The following is a 20,446-nucleotide window of genomic DNA, read 5'->3' as shown; positions in this document are numbered from 1 at the left end:
TCCATAATAATAGCAAACGATAGTGCTGTATCGCTTACTAACTCAAAAGATTTTTACTTAGTAGTGAGAATATCCTTTTCAGCACAGTATTATATTTATCATTTAAAGCAATATTCACAATTGGAATATTTTCTTTACTTACCAAATATTAAAAGGTATAAATATAATAAAAAATCTTTGCTAGAAATAAAGAAACTTGGTTTAATATCTAATAACTTACACTCGTCTCGATAAAATTCCATTATTCTCTTTTCTGATGCTTGCATCTTTTCACGAGAAATTCTATACACATGAATTTTTTTTTCCTTTTTGACATTTTTAAAATCACTCAATACAACTAAATTATACAAATCCGCCTTTATAATATCATTTATTCTGGCACTGTCTTTCGTTGTGCTTAGGGTATTGGCAGAGTATCTTTTATGTCTATAAATAATGAGATCACATGTTAGTACAGTACCATTTTTTTTAAAAAGGGAGAGATTGAAATAACGATCTTCAGAATGATTCATGTCTTCTGGAAAACGTACATTCCCAATAAATTGCCTTTTATATATTTTATTCCAAACAGTACTGATTGAATTCTTCTTTGTAAAATAATCGTGAGATGTTAAAAAATTGATCGTGGAGTATCTCTCTTCTTCATAGGAAGTGATATTTTCAATTTTATTTTCTTCAAAGGCTGTAATGTAACCGCATACAACAATATCTTCATTTAAATGATCCACTTTTTGTAAAATGTTTAATGATTCACTCGTAATAAGATCATCAGGATCACAAAACCAAATGTAATCAGAAACTGATTCAGCTATTCCTTTATTCCTAGCTGATGAGACACCTCCATTTTTTTTGTAAAAATAATAAACATTATTTATGTTATTTTTAAAAATATATGTATCAATTTTTTCTTTGGTTAAGTCAGATGAACCATCATCGATCAGAATTATATTTACTTTGTCTGATGGCAGAATACGCAAAGATGACAGGAAATCCTCAATATAGTTTTCTTTGTTATAAAGTGGACAGATAATATCAAGTATTTTACTATTAATTTCTTTCATAACTTCTCTCATCTTGGCTACTTTCACACTTACTTACATAGAGCAGATAAATTGTTCTGACAACAAATATAATGACTGGGAATGGCGTCATTAGCCCAGTTCCATTATATAATCGAGTGATTAGAAAAAGTAACAATGCCTGAATTAAAACATTCTCTTCATTTATTATTGATTTTACTAATAAAAACAATGCAATAAGTGTAAGCAGCGTGTAGGCTAATCCTCCTAACAAGCCACTAGCTTTATATATATTTAGATATGGAACCTGAATCGAACGTCTTTCATTTCCACTTTCTACATCGACTTCTTTTGTTGCGCCTCTATCTAAATCCTGATGGTAGTATGGATATGTTGATCCCAATCCTGTTCCAATTATATATTGGAGTGGTGTTTGAGTATTTAAATATTCAATATAATCCAAGGTTTGAACTGAACGTGTCGCCAACGCTGTATCCGAGAACTTATCACTTTTCGACAAAGCCAATAGCGTAAGAGGGACAAGACCCAATAAAATAATTATTGCCAACGATATAGTTTTCTTTTTTGCAAGTACCAAACTAATGGAGTAGATCATGATTACAATAGACATACTGAGTATCAATCCCTTGTAAAAATTGATCTGTGATAAAATAAGAATAGCAAAACAAATAAAGAGATTAAATCCGCCAATTGTTTTTTTCATTTCGCGATATCTAAATATAGCGACTATGGCCACAATGCTATAAATTGAAACGAATGATGATATGCTATCCTGATTTATGATCGTTACTTTGAATACATAACGAAACCACACATAGTTACTAAATAGCTGTGTTGCAACAAAACCTGATACTAGGTTAAGAGCATCAATAATTAAGAAGAAAGAAAATATTTCTTTTACAGAAATTTTATTATTTACATCAAATCTTAATGCTAGTATAGCCCCAAGAAAATATATTAAACCTCGATAATAAATGAACTCACTGCCAAAATCAAAACTTTTGTCATTAAAATAATTCCAAAGGATGAAAGAAAAGAAAGAAATAAAGAATACCATAAACTCTCTATTAAAAACTATTTTCACACCTGAATTATTAACAGTGAGTTTTTTATAATATCTCGTTATATAAATTAACTTATACGAAAAGAAAGCTATAGTGACTATAAATAAGACATCAACTAAATTAAAGGGACCAAAAATTTTTTGATGGTACATGAATGTTCTTGAAATTACTTGGTTGTAATCATGAACAGGTGCAACCATTATGTTATAGGAAGAATAACTTGTTATAATCAATAAAAAAACGAACCATCTTCCAACAACCTTTGATATTCGCCTTTTTAGAAGAAAGGCATAGCATAATGCCATAAATAAAAAAAGGGAAAAATTTAGTGCATCAAATAGTATTGCTTCATTAAGCCCCATAGATTATTACTTCCATATTAGATCTTATTAATAATTGATAGTAATTTTGAAGCAGAGTCACCCCATGAATATTTATTTAGATTTTTATATCCGCATTCAATTAATTTCTCTCGTAGATTTAAATCATTTGATACTTTAATCATTGCATCTTTAATTTCAGAAGAACAAAGAGGGTTAAAATATAATACACTATCACTAAGAACCTCAGGTAGGGATGCTGCATTACTTGCAATTACAGGACATCCAAAATATTGAGCCTCAAGAGGTGGAATTCCAAATCCTTCATATAACGAAGGAAAAATGAAAGCAGTAGCATTTGCATACAAATTCGCCAATTGTGAATCTGATACACGTCCCAAAAACTCGACATCTTCTTTGAGATTAGAAGTGTATGACTGAGTATTAAACGTCGGATTTTTCGCCCCGATAATTTTTAATGCAAACTCATCTAAATAGCCATGTTTTCTTGCAAGGTAAAATCCGTCTAGAGCTCGGCTAAAGTTCTTGTGATAATTTTGAGAAGATACCATTAAAAAATATGGCTTCCCATTGTATTTCTCAATCTTTTTAATACTAAAATTATTATTTACCGCATTATATACAACAGATATTTTTTCTTTATCTAGATTATAATTTTTTAATATTTCATCTTTAGAAAACTCACTAACTGTTATAACATGTTTCGATGTTTTAATAACTAATGGGATTAAGACTTTATAAAAATATAGAAATTTTTTAGAAAATGACTCAGGGAATTTCAAAAATGTTATGTCATGTACTGCGGTTATCTTATTCCGAAATAAAATTGGAGCAGTATTTCCTAAGTTCACAAGAACACCCTTTCTTTGTTTGCTTAAAAAATATGGAAGATCTAATTGCTCCCACAAATGACCTGTATTTCTCCCAATAATTCTTACATTTAGCTGCGATGCTATATCTGCTCTAACTATATTTGATGGAGACAAAAAACATATATTATCTACTTTCTGATTCAGTTCTAATGAAATCATCTCTGCAAAGCGTTGTACACCCGTCATTTCTTGAGTTAAAAACCTAGCATTCACATATATCATATTATTCAACTCTAGGGTTTAATAAGCACCATCTTTTTTAAGAACAACACCAATAGTCTTGAACAAAATAGCAATGTCATTCCACATTGACCAATTTTTTACATACCAAGCATCTAAATAAACTCGAGTGTCATAATCAACATCACTACGGCCACTAACTTGCCACAGACCAGTCATTCCAGGTTTACTAAGGAGATAATAGTCAACCTCATCATTATACCGCTCAAGTTCTGCCGTAATAATGGGACGTGGCCCAACAAGGCTCATTTCACCTTTTAAGACATTAAACAATTGCGGTAACTCATCTAAACTAGTTCGCCGCAAAAATTTTCCAATTGGTGTTATTCGTGGATCATTTTTTAATTTGAATGTTTCATCCCATTCTTTTTTTGCATTCGAGTCAGTAGATAACAAATTTTCTAATACTTCCTTTGAGTTTATTATCATGGATCTAAACTTAAGACATTTGAATGATTCGCCATTTTTACCTACTCGCTCATGCCCATAAATTGCAGGTCCTCCATCGCGTTTAACTTTATAGCTGATATATAATAGAATTGGTGATAATATAGTTATTATTCCGAGCGAACCGATAATATCAAAAGTTCTTTTAATAATTCTGGAGGACCATTTTGCTAAATTCTGTTGTACCCTAAAAATCATCACTTCATGACTAAAAATAAATGACATATCGGTACTATCTAAAGGAACCCCTCTTAAGGTTGGTATTACAGAAACATAACGATACCCCTTGATCATAAACTCTCGTAACCAACTATTTCTAGCATCACTTTCATCTGACTCAACTGCAACTATAAATTGAGTCCTCTTATCTATAGATTCAAGCCATTTTTTATCACCTTCGACAACCTTCAACCTCGAATCAATAGCATTATTGATTAATTTATTATTTGTTGATACAAACCCAACAATATTTAGGCCTAAATTTAACTCACTATTAATAGCTTTACATGCATCGAATGCATTTTTTCCATTGCCAATAATCCAAGTTTCTCGTTGCCAGAACCCTATCCTATTTAATAACCATTTGGTCCACATTCGGGCCAATGGGACTAATAGCCCTGCGAAAATCCATGTAAAAAGCCAGATATAGCGAGATATATCCCATTTAGCAAATGCCATAACAGCCAATTCAATAACTGCAAATATTACCAATGTACGGAGTATTTCTTTTAGTTCAAACCAGAATGTCTTACGATAAAAATAATGGCGTAAACGTATTCCATACCATAAGACACAGCAAATTCCCAGTAACCAATGTAATCCAATCCAACCGTCTAACTGCTCACGAGACATATGATAGTTATGCTCTCCCAAAATGAAGGATAGTAGTCCCAACGAGAGATAAAGTGATAAGACAAAACTAATAAAATCAGATAGCACTAGCAATACACTACAACTAACATTTTTCGAAAAATATGTCATAGTCCCCTCTATTTATATTCTCATTAAAATTAATTAATTTTAGGGAAAATAAATAGGGCTCAATAAGAGCCCAATTTTTAATTAATCAGATTTCTTATCAATATAAGAATACCCATAGTGGTTATAGCCATAACCATAATAACTACTAGCCTTTTTCACCATGCCATTCAAAATGCAACCCTTTATTGTCACACCACTTTGTTCAAACCTACGAATACTCACAGCTATCTCTTTAGGAGTATTTACCTCATATCTTGCTACCAGTAACGTTGTCCCTGCATATCTTCCAATAATCGCTGCATCAGTAACAGCAAGTATTGGCGGGGTATCGATAATAACTATCTCGTATTGTTGCGAAGCCCATTTAAGCACAGCTTCGAAACGCTCATGCATTAGTAATTCGGCTGGGTTGGGTGGAATTTGCCCCCTAGAAATATAGTCAAACTCCCCTCCAACCACTTTCTGTACTACATTTTCTGTTACTTCTTGACCCGATAAAATATCTGACAATCCTTTAGATTGGTTTTGCCCAAACATTTTATGAACATATCCTTTTCTAAGGTCAGCATCTATAAAGAGTACTTTTTTACCGGTCAAAGCAATAATAGCAGCTAAGTTAGTACTAACAAAAGTTTTGCCTGCATTTGGGCTAGCACCTGAAATCATTAATATGTTATTTTTAGATTCCATCATTGCGAAATGTAAGCTTGTCCTTAGGCTACGAATAGCTTCAACAGCTAGATCTGCAGGATTTTCTACTGCAAGGAGAGTATCCGACTCTTGTTTTTTTCGCTTATTACTTGACAGATGTTTCGTTAACCATTCGGATACAGGAATACTAGAATATACATTAATCCCCATATCTTCCAGTTCTTCTGGAGTTTCAATACCACGCCTCAAAAACACCCTCAACAACACAAGACCAATAGATACAAATAAACCCAGTAATAATCCCATAACCACAATTAGTACTTTTCTGGGTTTTACTGGTTTTGGCTCAGTGACTGCTGTATCAATGATTCTTACGTTGCCAATTGCACTAGATTTTGCAATATTTAATTCTTGCTGGCGATTTAGAAGTTGCAAATATACTGCTCTACCTGACTCTACGTCACGACTCAATCTTAGTACTTCTTGTTGAGTAGAAGGCATACCACTCACTCTTTTATTAAGTTTCGCTTTTTCCTCTTGAAGTATCTTTCTTTTCTCGACTAAAGCTTTATATGTCGGATGTTCTTTAGTATAAAGCTGTGATATTTCCGCCTCTCTAAATGTAAGCTCATTTAATTGATTATCTGCATTAACAATTTGGTCCAAAACCGACTTAGCTTCCATCGTTAAATCTACTGAATCTTTTTGCCGGCGATAAGCATTTAGTTTATCCTCTGCAGAATCAAGATCAGAACGCACCTCAGGCAATTGCTTGCTAAGGAACTCCAAGCTTTTTGCATCTTGGGCAGCTTGTCTGGCAACGTTTTGAGCTAAGTAGTTTTGGCTTATTCCATCAAGAATATGTGTTATAAGCTCTGAATCATCACCTGTAAGGGTGAGATTTAACATTCCAGTATCTTTACCTTGTTCTGTAACATTAAATGACTCTTGTAAATTATTTATTGCTTTTAATGATGATACATAAGTTACAGTAAAGCTATCACCTGGCTCAGCGTCAACTGACCTAATTAATAAAGAAATACCTTTGGCTTCCAACAATTCGCCCACTACCCCATCAAGAGTCGTATCACCATACTCAATTTGATAATGGCTCTTATCCTTAATTTTAACATTTATACTCGGTGAATCTTGTCCCTCTACCTTCGGAAGATAAATACGTGTTACATCAATATTTGCAGGCTTTTCCCCTATAATCCGCGATAAGCCTCTACCGACCATTGGAAAGAAGTTCTGCTCAACCCTAGCTTGCAAATTTAGGTCATCGACTGTCTTTCCTAAAATCATTCGAGACTGCAATAGAGCGATTTCAGGTGCAGACTGCGGCTGACTATCAGGCAACATCTGGCTTAAGCTGTTTAGGATTGCATTACCTTGCTTTTGTTCCACCTGTATCAATGCGTTTGCTTGGTAAACTGGTGTTGCCAATAAAGCATAGAATAGTGCCAACACAGTAAAACCAGTCGTAATGGCTATAATCAATTTACGATGATCGATTAACTCACCAATTATACGTCCCAAATCGATTTCATCAGAATCCGGTGACGATGATTTATTATTTATTACTGATGTCATGCAATCATTTCCTGAAATTATCTACCTAATTTTTCTGCCCAGTGTTTACAGCTTTTGTCAATTAGTTTATATACCGATTCAAAAGCTTCATCACTTTTCCTATATGGATCCGGAATATCTTTACCATTCAGCCAATGACTCAATAACATTGTCTTCCCACGTACTTCAGGTGCAATGCTACTAATTTGCTCTATATGGTTTTTCTCCATAACCAATAGCAAATCATACTGACGGCCAAGCGCTGACGTGAATTGCTTTCCTTTATGATTGTCTAGCGAGATTCCATATTTCTCAGCCACTTTTATTGCTGAGGGATCAGCTGGGTAGTCAACTAGGGCACCAGTACCTGCTGAATCTATTTTTTTCTCAGGAAGCACAGTGCGTAGAATTCGCTCTGCAATAGGTGAACGGCAAATATTACCTGTACAAATAACCAATATTGAATTAAACATAATTATGGCCAAGTTCTAATATAGCGTACAGTTTCTGTCATATCGTGTACACCAGTGATCGTTGGTACAAGTTGTGATATGACTCGATTCCAGCGCACAAGCGGTGTAGCGGTTACATAAACTATATCGTATGGTTCCAATTGAAACTCTGTTCCTAACACCATGGCAGATGCATCTTGTGCATTAAGCTGATAAATGTTTGCAATTTTTCCTTGCTTATCGTTTTGCAATTGCCGGATGACAAAAATACCAGTTGCATCACTCAGCGTTTGCGATACCCCATCAGAACTACCTATTGCTTCCGCAAGAGTCATTCCACTGCGGTCCATTTTAAGTGTACTTTGCTTACCAACTTCACCCATAACAAACACTTTCAACTCATCATTGCGCGGTACAAACAAAATATCACCAGGATATAACAGATGATTTTGTGTTAAATCCCCTTTTTGCATTAGCGAGTACAATGAAATTTTAGAATCTTTACCATTGTGAGTAAGAACTACATTCCTCCAATCGGCATCAGGAGCAAGTCCACCAGCAGCGTTAATAGCATCCATGACCGTTAGAGGGATATTCGTAATTGCTTGCTTTCCTGAATTTGCTACCTCACCTGTAACATAAACTTTCTGGGATCTGAAGGCAGCGATGCTTACGTCTACTTGTGGACTCTCAATATAAGTTGTCAAACGGCTTGCAATATCTTGCCTGACTTGGCTCAACGTCTTACCAGCAACCTGAACTTTACCAATATATGGATAGAATATTGTTCCATCAGAATTCACCCAGTTTCCAGTATCACTTGCACTACGATATTGTCCTGCAGGTGTTGTTAATTCAGGATGATCCCATACAGTCACCATAAGAACATCACCAACACCTATGCGATACTCATAGCTCTTGAGCAAATTATCTAATTGTGGGTTAGGACGCGCCAGTATCTTTTCAGGACGAAGTTGGTCTACCAGACCCGGAGTCATAGGGTATACATTAACCAGTTTATCCAAATCATAATCGCTATCCGGCAGCTCAACCACGTTTTTACGCATGCTATTTAATCCCTGACCGGGCACAATGGTACAACCTGATAAAAACCCAATAGCTAATGCCAACGCCGAAAATCTAACAATTTTTTTCTTCATAATGTCACATCATCAGTAAACCAAAAGTTTGTAATCCCCAAACAACAGTCTATTTCCAGAAGCTGCGTTAAGGCTATAAATTAAATGGAATTTCTATCCCAGCGCTAGCACCCACATCATCACTATCGTTATGGTTCGCATCGGTATACCAAAGTGAAGTGTTCAGACGTACAGATTTGTACACATCACCACTCCAACCAAATTGTACACCTTTTAAAGTATCTGAAAGAGGAAACGCCTTATTAATTGACTGATTTTTTGGGTTAACCTTCGCATACGCCAAACGCGCGCTCCAACGTTGATTATCCTCAGTCACCAGTTCGACTTTACCCGCAAATAGCTGGCCATCGCCTCCCATCGCATCACCTAGTGAGTAGCCCTGTTGGTAGTAGCCATCTTTGTAGATATGGTGTGTATAGCTGTAATTAGTACGACTCATATTCGAGCGAGTATCGTGCGCCTCCACATACCAGTTGATAGCATCTTTGCCCCAACCGTGGTGACCTTCAACTCCCCCAAGGAACATATTTGCTGAAGGTAAAAAACCAGACTCATCTTCACCAATCATTTGACCGTACAAACTGATCGGCAAGCCCAACGTAGGTTCCAGTTTTAACTTGAAATCAAAACCAGCCAACTGGTTACCTGGTTCATTGGGATCGTTTGCCTCGGTATTATCTTTACCCGTCAGACCATCCCAAAAATTACTAAACGATTCCGGTCTCCCCTCCCCTCCCCACTGCATAATACGCGATGCGCCCAGTTCAAGAGACTGGAATGGAGAGAAAGTCAGACGCCCACCAATAATCTTGGTGTGTGGCACGGCGGTATATTGGTTCATCTGGCTGGCGGAAATTTGGTACTGCCACGGGCCAATCCAGCGTAACCACCATGTTTCCGGCGCGGCCTGTTCAGCACGCTGCATTAAAAAGCCAGTCATTGGGCGCGCGGCGTCACCGCGAATCAGGCTGCCTTCGTATCCCGGTCCCCACCATTGTGGCATCTGGCCAAATGAGAGCCACTGGTTCCAGAATTTCACTGCACCGTACGCGCCGTTGGCATTAAAACGCGAACCGTTGCTTATGCGCTCATCACCTTCAACGTTGCCTTGCAGGTGAACATCCCACCACTCGCCGCTATTATTAAAAGCTAATGATAATGAGCTATCAGCGGGCTGGTTCTGACCAAATCCTTGCGGAGTGCCGGGCTTATCCGTTGAGGTATAGCCGCTCACGCGAAAATCGGCTTTCAAAGAAGAAAGCCGCTGGTTAATTCGTGCCAGAACAACCTGTTCGGAAGAGTAGGATGGTTTGGCTTTTTTGACCGCTCGATTGATCTCTTCTTGGCTCAGAGGCCATGTAGACAAGCTGAGATGAATGACTCCGCGATCGGACAACCAGGCCAGATCGTTACGGAGTTCGTTATCATTCATTACCAGACCAGAGGCATAGGCAAGTGAGCTGGCAGAAGTAAGCAGCCCTAATGCGAGTGCGATTCGCGCAATTTTTATCATTGTACAAGATCCATTTTAAGCCCCGTTTCCGCAAGCTGGCGCGACATGGGGAACACTGTTAGATGCAGCGCCCTCTGACGCCAACCTTAAGTATGATTGTCCTACAGGTTCTGGCCTGGCCACACGAAAGTGCAGGCCTGGTTGTATCCCAGGCCATCGCCAGCTTTCAACTTTAGAGCAACCTGCAGTACACAATGTATGCGAAATTGTTATTGAAGGCCATTCCATCGCGCTTCATACCCGCGGTTTTCTATCATTCACCCAAAGTGGGCAAACGCTAGTTTGCTGACAAACTCGCTAGTATATACAGGTTGTGAGGATAATCACCTGTGGGGAACCTACTTTAGGAATTTCGGTCGCATGAAATGAGATGTGATTGAAAGAAAACGCCAGCTCGCAGGTACGCTACCGCCCTTGGCTTAACAGCTACCAATGCACTGGACTTCTTCCATTCTTAATTTAATCACCATTCCCGAAAAATCGGTGATTAATCCATCAAAGCAATCAATTTCGCGGCACAAGTTTACGAGATTCTGCACAAAATTGGGAGTCTAATCTCGAATAATTAACCACTCGGTTGATAGCACGCACAGGTCATGCAATAACATTATTATTTATCAACGAGCGATTATAAACACGACGAACTCATGCTATAGACCAAATCTCAACAGCATGATTTTACTGACTTTTCACCACACCAACCATACTGGTTTACTTTCAAAATAATTAAAGCCAGTCAACTACAAAATTTAATAGTTAAAAGAGTTATGCCAGATTGTTGTTATCATTAATAAATTCGATGTTAAGTTAAAAATACTATTTAGGATACATCCTGGCCGTTTATCATTGTGCTGAATATCGTACATAATGCAGCATCACTAATTTATTTCATGAATATGAATTTCAACATGAACCATCACTTCAGCCTGAACGCTTCATAATGTGTAATATGTGAACTGCTTTTGCCATAACACTGCTGCTGTCGTCATGAGCATCAATAAAAACGCTTATGCAGATCGGCCCGAGTAAACGGTTTTTCCAGTGGTCCCAGCTTCACTGCTATCTCGCCCAGCAGAGACTGAGTTGGCGCTTTAGCACCAGTATTCAATAACATCAGCGGGATGATAACAACGCTTGCCAACCCTCCCCATGAGAGTTGCGCGACATGGGCGCTTTCACCACGCGACTGCATCAGTAAGAACAGTGCACTTCCCACGGCCCCCAGCAGTAAACCGGCAATGACTTCTGAAGCTGAATGCGCGTGAATCACCAATCGCGAGTAACCTACTAACCCGGCCAATGCATAACCTAACAGAACAGAAATACGACGAATTGCTGGTGCTGCACGTGCGCACAGCAGCCATAAGAGAATTGGCCAAAAAGCGGTGGATAATGCAGAGTGTCCGCTAAAGCCTGTGAAATCCAGCTCGCGAATGCCTATCCCCCACCCCATAAATGCCAGTTTTGATGCGCACACAATCGCGCCAGTGATACCGAACAGCAGCGCCCAATCCCAGGCAACCTGCTTTGAGTCTTTTCGCAGCAAAAGGACGATAAACAACACGGCCGCACTGGGTAACAGCACAGTACTATCGCCAAAAAATGTGACAACCTGCCAGTTCATTTACCTTTCATCCTTTAACGATCTCTCCTGTCTGGAACGCCATTTCCACGTTTTTTGTGGACATGCATATTTCGTAACTTCACATTTTTATGCATGCATAACCGTTGTTTAATGCGTAAACATGATCTCAGTCAAGTTTTATTTTTATATTGTGATCTTATTAACGACCACTTTATTAAGAAAAATCTTAGTAAGTAATTATTAGCTAAGATTAAATTTCAGTCACCTACTCATTGCATCATGATACATCTTGTCTGACTACCAGAAGTCTCCGAACCTAATTTGCGTCCGTAAATGATACAACATAACAGAGCACAACCTAATCCATTGTATTTTAACGTCAATCAGGTTCAAAGCCGACCATACCCTCAGTCAGTGAACGACTGCAGTCTCTGATACTTATCTTAATATTGCCGCAGACCGTTCACGTTCATAAACCTGAAAGACTATGTTCACGAATTACGCTAACAGCTTTTTAATGCTCTCGCGGAATTTAGTGCCTTCTTTATGGTTACGCAGCCCGTAGTTTACAAAAGCCTGCATATAACCCATTTTTTTACCGCAATCATAGCTTTCGCCAGTCATCAACATGGCATCAACAGATTGTTTCTTCGCCAGTTCAGCGATGGCATCGGTTAACTGAATACGACCCCAGGCACCTGGCTCGGTGCGTTCCAGTTCAGACCACACCTCTGCAGAAAGTACATAGCGACCTACCGCCATCAGATCAGAATCCAGCGTTTGCGGTTCATCAGGTTTTTCGATGAACTCAACGATACGCGCAACCTGTCCTGCTGATTCCAGCGTATCTTTGGTCTGGATAACAGAGTACTCAGCGAGATCGCCTTCCATACGTTTTGCAAGAACCTGGCTGCGGCCAGTTTCCTTAAAGCGAGCGACCATAGCTGCAAGGTTATAGCGCAGCGGATCGGCACTGGCGTCGTCAAGAATGATATCCGGCAATACAACCACAAATGGGTTATCGCCAATTAGCGGGCGCGCACAAAGGATAGAGTGCCCTAATCCAAGCTGCTGACCCTGACGCACGTTCATAATGGTTACGCCCGGTGGACAAATAGCCTGCACTTCCGCTAGCAGCTGACGCTTCACACGTTGCTCAAGCAAGGCTTCCAGCTCGTAGGAGGTGTCAAAATGGTTTTCAACAGCATTCTTAGATGAATGGGTGACCAGCACAATTTCCTTGATACCAGCAGCTACGATTTCGTCAACAATGTACTGCACCATAGGCTTGTCGACGATCGGCAACATCTCTTTCGGAATGGCCTTGGTGGCGGGTAACATATGCATCCCTAGTCCTGCTACCGGTATAACTGCTTTCAAACTCACCATTATCATTTCCACCCGTATGGTTATAAATCTCTCGATTCCTGTCAGATTGTATGTATCACTGGCAATTATCCATGATGATACACGGTTGCAGTCTGTCCTACTGTCCGTCAAATTCCGAAATTACACGAATAGTTTAAGAATACACGTAAAGCGTGTAGACCAATAGACAGACTTAAGAAAATTCTTATGCATGATTGTTCATACGAACTTACTACTATTTACAATGACTTATCATAGCTAACTATCTGTTTTAATTTGTAAGAGATAGCACTGACATTCATCTTTTCGCCATCTACACCCTTTGATACTCTGTTATCTTTCAGCTTGAGTTGATACAGAACAAGTGACCATAAAAAAATAGAAAATCAGCCAAAATAATCGCTTATAGTGATAATAAAATTATTTGTATGTATAAAAGCGACTAAATTTCAGCAACATCTCTTTCACGGTCTACTTTCAGCAAGACCTCAGACTTATCCAGTCAATGAACTGGGATACCTTACTCTCTGCCAATGCCCTTCACCTCTGATTTTATTACTATTTATCTCCACATAACGCTGACAATATCGTCTAGCAAAATTTTTTCTCCGGCAAGCCACGATATTAAGTAGTATAAAAATCCAAATTATAGAAAAACGATGTTATATACATCAAATCTATTGATGGGGTTTTGTTACTACGCGGACGATGCATCAGCGGCTGGCTATCCTTCAGGAGCGATTGAACTATTTTCAGCCCATGAATTTGATCGGAAATCAGACGCCCCTCCGACATTGATGAAAATTAGCACAACCATGAATAAGTAAAATCCTGGACGCAGGAACTTAATAGGTTACATCGTTGACAACTGGCTATTTTGCTTTCTGATATGACAAGGACCTGAATTTTGACCATCAGGCAAATTACGGCTGAAAATATTGCATTTTATCTATGCCTTATCCATGATCGGTACATGGCACTCTTAGGTTGTAAAGGTTTTAACTGATTATGGAATGGATTGCCGACCCCTCGATCTGGGCCGGACTCATAACTCTTGTCGTTATTGAGCTGGTTCTCGGTATTGATAATCTGGTCTTTATCGCAATTCTCGCGGAAAAACTTCCCCCGGCGCAAAGAGACCGCGCGCGGGTAACGGGCCTGCTGCTGGCAATGTTGATGCGTTTGCTATTGCTGGCTTCTATCTCCTGGCTGGTTACCCTGACTAAACCACTGATTATCTGGCACGATCTGAGCTTTAGCGCCCGCGATCTGATCATGTTATTCGGGGGATTATTTCTGCTCTTTAAAGCCACTGTCGAGCTCAATGAACGGCTGGAAGGGAAAGATAGCGATAATCCCAGTCAGCGCAAAGGGGCAAAATTCTGGGGAGTCGTGGCGCAAATTGTAGTACTTGATGCCATCTTTTCCCTAGACTCCGTCGTTACGGCGGTCGGAATGGTTGATCATCTGGCCGTCATGATGGCAGCGGTAGTTATTGCCATTAGTCTGATGCTAATGGCCAGTAAAGCTTTAACCCGTTTTGTTAACAGCCACCCGACGATCGTTATTCTGTGCCTGAGCTTCTTGCTCATGATTGGCTTTAGCCTGATAGCCGAAGGTTTTGGTTTCCCGATCCCGAAAGGCTATTTGTATGCCGCAATCGGCTTCTCGATAATGATTGAATCCTTTAACCAATTGGCGATGTTCAACCGTCACCGTTTTCTTTCGGCCAATCTGACCCTGCGTCAGAGAACAACTGAGGCGGTCATGAGCCTGTTGAGTGGCCACAAAGAAAAAGCCGAACTCGATAGTGATGGTTCCTCGCTCATCGCTGACCATGACGACAATCCGCTCTTTAATCCCCAGGAACGAAGAATGATTGAGCGGGTCCTCAATCTTAACCAACGCACCGTTAGCAGTATCATGACCTCGCGTCATGATATTGAACATATCGATCTGAGTGCGCCGGAAGATGAGATTCGTGCATTACTCGATAAAAATCAGCATACGCGCGTGGTGGTCACCGGTGGTAATGATGACGACGATATGCTCGGCGTCGTGCACGTTATCGACCTACTGCAACAGTCGCTGCGTAACGAGCCGCTCAATTTACACGTTCTTATCCGCCAGCCGCTGGTATTTCCGGAGGCGCTGCCGCTGCTTTCTGCTCTGGAACAGTTCCGTAATGCCAGGACCCACTTTGCCTTTGTTGTTGACGAGTTTGGTTCCGTAGAAGGGATTGTTACGCTCAGTGACGTGATGGAAACCATTGCGGGTAATCTGCCTAATGAAGTGGAAGAGACCGATGCCCGCCATGATATTCACAAAAACAGTGACGACACCTGGACAGTCAATGGTCATATGCCGCTGGAAGATTTGGTGCAGTACGTTCCTCTACCGCTGGATGAGAAACGTGAATATCACACTATTGCCGGTTTACTGATGGAGTACCTGCAGCACGTCCCGCAAGAGGGCGAGGAAGTGGAAATTGCCGGGTATACATTGCGCACTTTGCAGGTGGAAAGCCATCGGGTACAAAAAGTACAGATAGTGCCGCCAGTGCATGAAGAAGATGAACTGGATTATGAAGTGTAATGCCTTCATATGTGAACAGGGTGAAGGGTGGTAAATCAGTTGTAGAAAGTGCCCTAATGTTTATGTCGGGTGGTGGCTAACGCCTTACCCGACCTACAAAACCTGCACTCGTATTCACGCCAGGTGACGGCTTACGCCCTTCCCGCCCAACAAAACCTGTACTCGTATTAACGCCGGGTGGCGACTGGCGCCTTACCCGGCTAATAAAACCCGCACCCTCTTAGCCTGTAGGCCCGCGCAAGCGAAGCGCCGCCGGGCGATTTCACAACAGAGCTATTGCCAGCAATCCGGGCACGAGACGCTTCTTCTGCTTTTCCAGACCAAACTCACAGCTTATCGAGCAACTTCTTCACATCCTTCCCGTCCTGGGAGTTTTTATTGCGATCCGCCCAGTCATTCAGGCGTTTTCTGGCTTCATCTTGCAGCTGTTTACGCAGAATCTGGTCCACCTGCAGGCTATAGCTCAACGTCTGCCAGTTACCATAAATACGCAGCGGAATTGCGGTTTGTTTGAGTCTGTCAATGAGCTTGCTCTCGCCCTTCCAGCCGCCCAATACTCTCACGTTAAAACGCATATCGCAGTCTTCTTTCAGCAGGTTAAGCTCACCTTGTCCGGTGAGCGCCATCAGTTCAGATTGCCCCTTCATTCGCCTTAACGTCACCAAACCATTATCCAGCTCCAGTGCACTGCTGACAGAATCGAGCCGGGTGGCGTTATCGTAGTTTTCCTGCGCCTGCACATTGGTGCTGCGCTCCACTGCCTGCTGCACGAGCTGCTGGAAATTGAGTCCTTCAGTACGCGTATCCGTCATCTGGATTTGCGCCTGCCCTTGCCAGTTACGACGGAAATCATCGGCATCTATTTTTTCGCCGGAGAAGTCCCCGCTCAGCGACAGCTTACCTGTGAGATTTAACGAATAGTTAAAGGCTTTCAGAATCGAGCCGATCTCAATATTGTCGAGTTTCGGCTGGAACGAGGCCTGCGGCGTATCGCTCCGGGCGTCCAGCGAACCTGGCAGCGAGAGGTTGCCGCCATCCAGATTTCCCTGCAGCTGATTGATCGTCAACAGCCCCTGCTGATTACTGATATCACTTTTAACCTGGGTAAAATTCATTCCTCGCCACTGAAGCTGGTCAGCCGTTAGCGTCATTTGCGCATTAAAAGCACGCAGAGCGTTGTAATCTTGCTGAATATCGCTATTGGCGATAACTGGACGCAGCTGACGAGTCTGACTCTGCCCTTGCTGGTTGGCTCCGTTATCAGTGGAAGGTGAAGCATGAGTCAGTAAGCTGTCCAGGTTCAGCGTGCTCGCCTGAAGATTCAGCGTCCAGTCAGGTTGTTCGCCTAACACCACGCTGGCATTGCCGGTAATAGCGCTACCGTTGGCGCTTAAATTTAGTTTGTCAAAACTGAGTTTTTTCGCGTCTTCAAACCAGCTTGCCTGCAGGCTGCCCTGACCACTGATCCCCGCAGCAGGAAGTTCAGCGCCACGAAGCTGCCAGTTCAATTGTGAAATTTCCGCCTTCAGGGAGTGAGGATAGTCGCCGCCCTGCACTTGAGCGGAGAGCGAAAGCGCCAGGTCTCGCTGATCGCGGTTAATCCGGCCAGAAAAATCGAGCGTCGCATGATGATGCTCATCCTGTTCCATCTGCAGATGAATATCGCGCACCGTGACCTGTTCGCCGTCTTCATGCTGGAAGAAGAGCACGCTATCGGCGATCTGTAGCTGCCGGACATCATACGACCAGCCGCGATCTTCAGACACCTGCGGCAGCGTATTATCATGTGGAACCACTGGCGCATTTTGACTACGCACGGCTTCGGTTTTTGAGGTCAGTTGGATAACAGCGCCTTTCAACATCACCTGCTTTACCTGCAACTGATGAGAAATCAGCGGCATCAGCGCAACGTCCAGACGCATATTGTCGGCTCGAATCACCGGTTCGGCAGCGCCAGGCGCGGTCAACGTCATGCGACCAGAGAGAATACTGAGCTGCGGCCAGACGTGCCAGCGCAGCGGACCATCGAGCTCAAGCTGATAGCCGCTACGATCCGCGACCTCTTTGACCATATAGGCGCGAAAATCGTTGGGATTGACCAGCAATACCAGTGCGGTAAGACCGGCGACAACCACCGCCAGCAAGATCATCAGCGTCGTCAGAATTCGTCTCATGGCTTCCTCAGCAAACCGCTTAAATTATCAGTCCTTGTCGATTCGACTCGCCACCGCACCCTGCTGGTCACGATATTTGGCATCTTCACGACGGTTATAAGGCCGCGCTGCCGGGCCAGATAACGGTTCAAAGCTTAGCGCCCCGATAGGCATTCCCGGACGCAACGCCAGCGGCAGCTTGCCGGAATTATAGAACTCAAGCACGATGCAGCCGGACCAGCCCGGATCGATACGGTGTGCGGTGACGTGAACCATCAACCCAAGACGCGCCAGTGAAGAACGCCCGTCGAGCCAGCCAACCAGGTCTGCAGGCAACGTCACGGATTCATACGTTACCGCCAGCGCCAGCTCACCAGGATGCAGGAAAAACGCCTCTCCTTCCGCCAGCACAATCTCCTCGCTCATCACGCGATCCAGCGCTGCGCTGACTTCCGCTTTTGGCCCGCTCAGGTCAATAAAACCCGCGGTGTGGCCGCGAAATGTGCGGAATTTATTCCCCAGGCGGACATCAACCGTCGCGCCATTAATCCGTTCTACAGGTGGACGTGGATTAATGGCCAACCGCCCCTCATCCAACCAGGCTTCTATATCTCGGTCGCACAGACGCATGAACGTTCTCCTTTAAGGCATCGCGCCCTTACGCCTTCCGGGGATAAGGGCAATTTGGCTTCTCTTTGCACGTTACACAATTCGTTCGTGTTATTCAAAGAACTGACTGATTTTGGCCTTCAGAATATCGATGGCGATGCGGTTTTTACCGCCGCGAGGCACAATAATGTCGGCATACTGCTTGGAAGGGTCGATAAACTGCAGGAACATCGGGCGAACGGTTTTCTGATACTGCGCCATCACCGAATCCATTGAACGCCCACGCTCGTTCACATCACGCTTGATGCGGCGCATCAGGCAGATATCCAGCGGGGTATCAACGAAAATAGAGAAACTGAGTTCATTACGCAGGCGAACGTCAGTCAGCAGTAAGATCCCTTCAAGGATGATCACTTTCTTCGGTTCAATATGAATTGTTTCCGGCATGCGAGTGTGCTCAACATAGCTGTAAACCGGCAACTCAATTGGCTGGCCGCTTCTCAGCATCTGTAGATGCTGAAACAGCAAACTATGATCCATCGAACTTGGGTGGTCATAGTTGGTTTTTACACGCTCTTCCATCGACAGATGACTTTGATCCTTGTAATAGCTGTCTTCCGGAATAACGCCGATATGCTCATCGCCGACTTGTTCACGTAGTTCACGATAAAGCGTGCTGGCGATGAGGCTTTTGCCCGAAGCCGATGCGCCGGCGATGCCTATAATGACGCACTGATGAGACGTATCAGTCATAAATTTTTGCGACCTGATTAACCTGGGAATGTAGGAAGGGTGGCGGTTGAACGCCAAACTCGGCAATTATAGGGATTTCAGGCCTGCGATACTAGTGCTAAGCGCCCTGCCCGGCTATTCCTCATCCGGCGACCAGCCTTGCGTATACCATATGTGCAATAACGCATACGATCGCCACGGCTGCCAGCGGCTGGCGTAACGCGCAATACGCGTCGGCGTCATTCCGGGGAAGCGCTGTTTAATCAGGTAGTCATCCGGCAGAAAGATATCCTGCGCCTGCCAGCCGCGAAGCGCAAAATAGCTGGCGGTCCAGCGGCCAATGCCGGGCAGCGTCTGCAACTGTTTCATTCCGGCTTCTATATTATCTGGCGCAACTAAGGGCAGTTCGCCGCTGATTGCCGCCTGAGCTAAATGAATCAGGGCTTCTGCACGCCGAAGCGGCATTCCCAGCGCCTTTAACGCTTGCGGGTCAGCCTGTGCCAACTGGTGCGCGGTGGGGAAAAGGTAAAACTCCGGCGCATCGGCAAGCGGTTCCCCCCAGGCAGCAGCGACTTTTCCGGCAAGTTTCGCCGCCATGGCCACGCTGACCAGTTGCCCCAGCACCGCACGTACCGCTTGTTCAAAGGCGTCAAGGGAACCCGGCAGGCGTAAACCCGGCCTCGGCTGCGCCAGCTCCCCCAGCGCCAAAGCGACCTGCTGCGGGTCGCAGGATAAATCAAACAGTCGCGCAATACGGGCCAGGCACTCATCTGCCACCGGCTCCAGCCCGGGGGAAAGCGTGACTTGCATTCCTTGTGCCGCTTCATCCGGCGTGACGGTTATCAGACCGGCATGGCCCGCCAGCGCAAAACTGCGGATATAGCGCCCGTCAACGAAGGTCTCAACCCCCTGCACCGCACGAGCGCCAAGAAAACTAAACATCCACTCCCAGTCATAGGGAGGGTGCCAGGCTAACAGCGTCATCATTTCTCCTTTTTCAGCGCTTCAATCATAGCCGCGGAACGTCGCATGCGCCTTGCTTTTAAATTCCAGTTGTCGCGATGGCATCAA

15 protein-coding genes are annotated in these 20,446 nt (G+C 42.8%); 1 reads left to right on the top strand and 14 read right to left on the bottom strand.

The window, feature by feature from the left end; genetic code table 11:
* Positions 1-134: 134 nt before the first annotated feature.
* From AC07P6_RS10405 to galF, 10 genes are all read right to left on the bottom strand, one after another.
* Entirely contained in the window at positions 135-1,061 is a 927-nt protein-coding gene (locus AC07P6_RS10405) for a glycosyltransferase family 2 protein (RefSeq protein ID WP_478316180.1), read from the bottom strand.
* Positions 1,048-2,466: a hypothetical protein gene (locus AC07P6_RS10400; protein ID WP_478316179.1), complete on the bottom strand. Its 1,419-nt coding sequence runs from the start codon at positions 2,464-2,466 to the stop codon at positions 1,048-1,050. The genes AC07P6_RS10405 and AC07P6_RS10400 overlap by 14 nt, the downstream gene beginning before the upstream one ends.
* A 17-nt stretch (positions 2,467-2,483) precedes the next feature.
* Complete coding sequence (locus AC07P6_RS10395) at positions 2,484-3,539, bottom strand: glycosyltransferase family 4 protein (protein ID WP_478316177.1); 1,056 nt, start codon at positions 3,537-3,539, stop codon at positions 2,484-2,486.
* An 18-nt stretch (positions 3,540-3,557) separates the two neighbouring features.
* Positions 3,558-4,985 carry an undecaprenyl-phosphate galactose phosphotransferase WbaP gene (wbaP, locus tag AC07P6_RS10390; RefSeq protein WP_478316176.1) on the bottom strand — a complete coding sequence of 476 codons (1,428 nt, stop codon included), beginning with the start codon at positions 4,983-4,985 and terminating at the stop codon, positions 3,558-3,560.
* A gap of 81 nt (positions 4,986-5,066) precedes the next feature.
* Positions 5,067-7,229, bottom strand: coding sequence for a polysaccharide biosynthesis tyrosine autokinase (locus AC07P6_RS10385; RefSeq protein WP_478316174.1), 2,163 nt, complete (start codon positions 7,227-7,229; stop codon positions 5,067-5,069).
* Positions 7,230-7,246: 17 nt separating this feature from the next.
* The gene (locus tag AC07P6_RS10380) at positions 7,247-7,681 is read right to left on the bottom strand and encodes an arsenate reductase/protein-tyrosine-phosphatase family protein (protein WP_478316172.1); all 435 of its coding nucleotides are present in this window, start codon (positions 7,679-7,681) and stop codon (positions 7,247-7,249) included.
* Positions 7,682-7,683: 2 nt separating this feature from the next.
* On the bottom strand, positions 7,684-8,820 hold the full coding sequence (locus tag AC07P6_RS10375) for a polysaccharide export protein (protein WP_478316171.1): 1,137 nt from the start codon (positions 8,818-8,820) through the stop codon (positions 7,684-7,686).
* Positions 8,821-8,893: 73 nt separating this feature from the next.
* Positions 8,894-10,333 (bottom strand): capsule assembly Wzi family protein, encoded by a 1,440-nt coding sequence (locus AC07P6_RS10370; RefSeq protein ID WP_478316169.1) that lies wholly within the window; start codon positions 10,331-10,333, stop codon positions 8,894-8,896.
* Between the two features lie 994 nt (positions 10,334-11,327).
* Positions 11,328-11,957, bottom strand: a complete 630-nt coding sequence (locus tag AC07P6_RS10365) for a phosphatase PAP2 family protein (protein ID WP_478316167.1) — start codon at positions 11,955-11,957, stop codon at positions 11,328-11,330.
* Between the two features lie 459 nt (positions 11,958-12,416).
* Complete coding sequence (gene galF / locus AC07P6_RS10360) at positions 12,417-13,313, bottom strand: UTP--glucose-1-phosphate uridylyltransferase GalF (RefSeq protein ID WP_182207313.1); 897 nt, start codon at positions 13,311-13,313, stop codon at positions 12,417-12,419.
* 981 nt (positions 13,314-14,294) lie between these two features.
* Between galF and AC07P6_RS10355 the strand changes: the two genes are divergently transcribed.
* On the top strand, positions 14,295-15,881 hold the full coding sequence (locus AC07P6_RS10355; protein ID WP_478316165.1) for a TerC family protein: 1,587 nt from the start codon (positions 14,295-14,297) through the stop codon (positions 15,879-15,881).
* Positions 15,882-16,207: 326 nt separating this feature from the next.
* On the opposite strand, the gene asmA is transcribed toward AC07P6_RS10355, so the two are convergent.
* From asmA to alkA, 4 genes are all read right to left on the bottom strand, one after another.
* On the bottom strand, positions 16,208-18,055 hold the full coding sequence (gene asmA / locus AC07P6_RS10350) for an outer membrane assembly protein AsmA (protein ID WP_478316164.1): 1,848 nt from the start codon (positions 18,053-18,055) through the stop codon (positions 16,208-16,210).
* Positions 18,056-18,082: 27 nt separating this feature from the next.
* Entirely contained in the window at positions 18,083-18,664 is a 582-nt protein-coding gene (gene dcd, locus AC07P6_RS10345; RefSeq protein WP_110275488.1) for a dCTP deaminase, read from the bottom strand.
* Between the two features lie 90 nt (positions 18,665-18,754).
* The gene (udk, locus tag AC07P6_RS10340; protein WP_110275489.1) at positions 18,755-19,396 is read right to left on the bottom strand and encodes a uridine kinase; all 642 of its coding nucleotides are present in this window, start codon (positions 19,394-19,396) and stop codon (positions 18,755-18,757) included.
* A gap of 114 nt (positions 19,397-19,510) precedes the next feature.
* Positions 19,511-20,359 (bottom strand): DNA-3-methyladenine glycosylase 2, encoded by an 849-nt coding sequence (gene alkA, locus AC07P6_RS10335; protein WP_478316972.1) that lies wholly within the window; start codon positions 20,357-20,359, stop codon positions 19,511-19,513.
* Between the last annotated feature and the right edge of the window lie 87 nt (positions 20,360-20,446).

It is taken from the genome of Klebsiella sp. GFKo11 (assembly GCF_056490265.1).
This window is presented reverse-complemented; position numbering and strand designations above follow the sequence as displayed.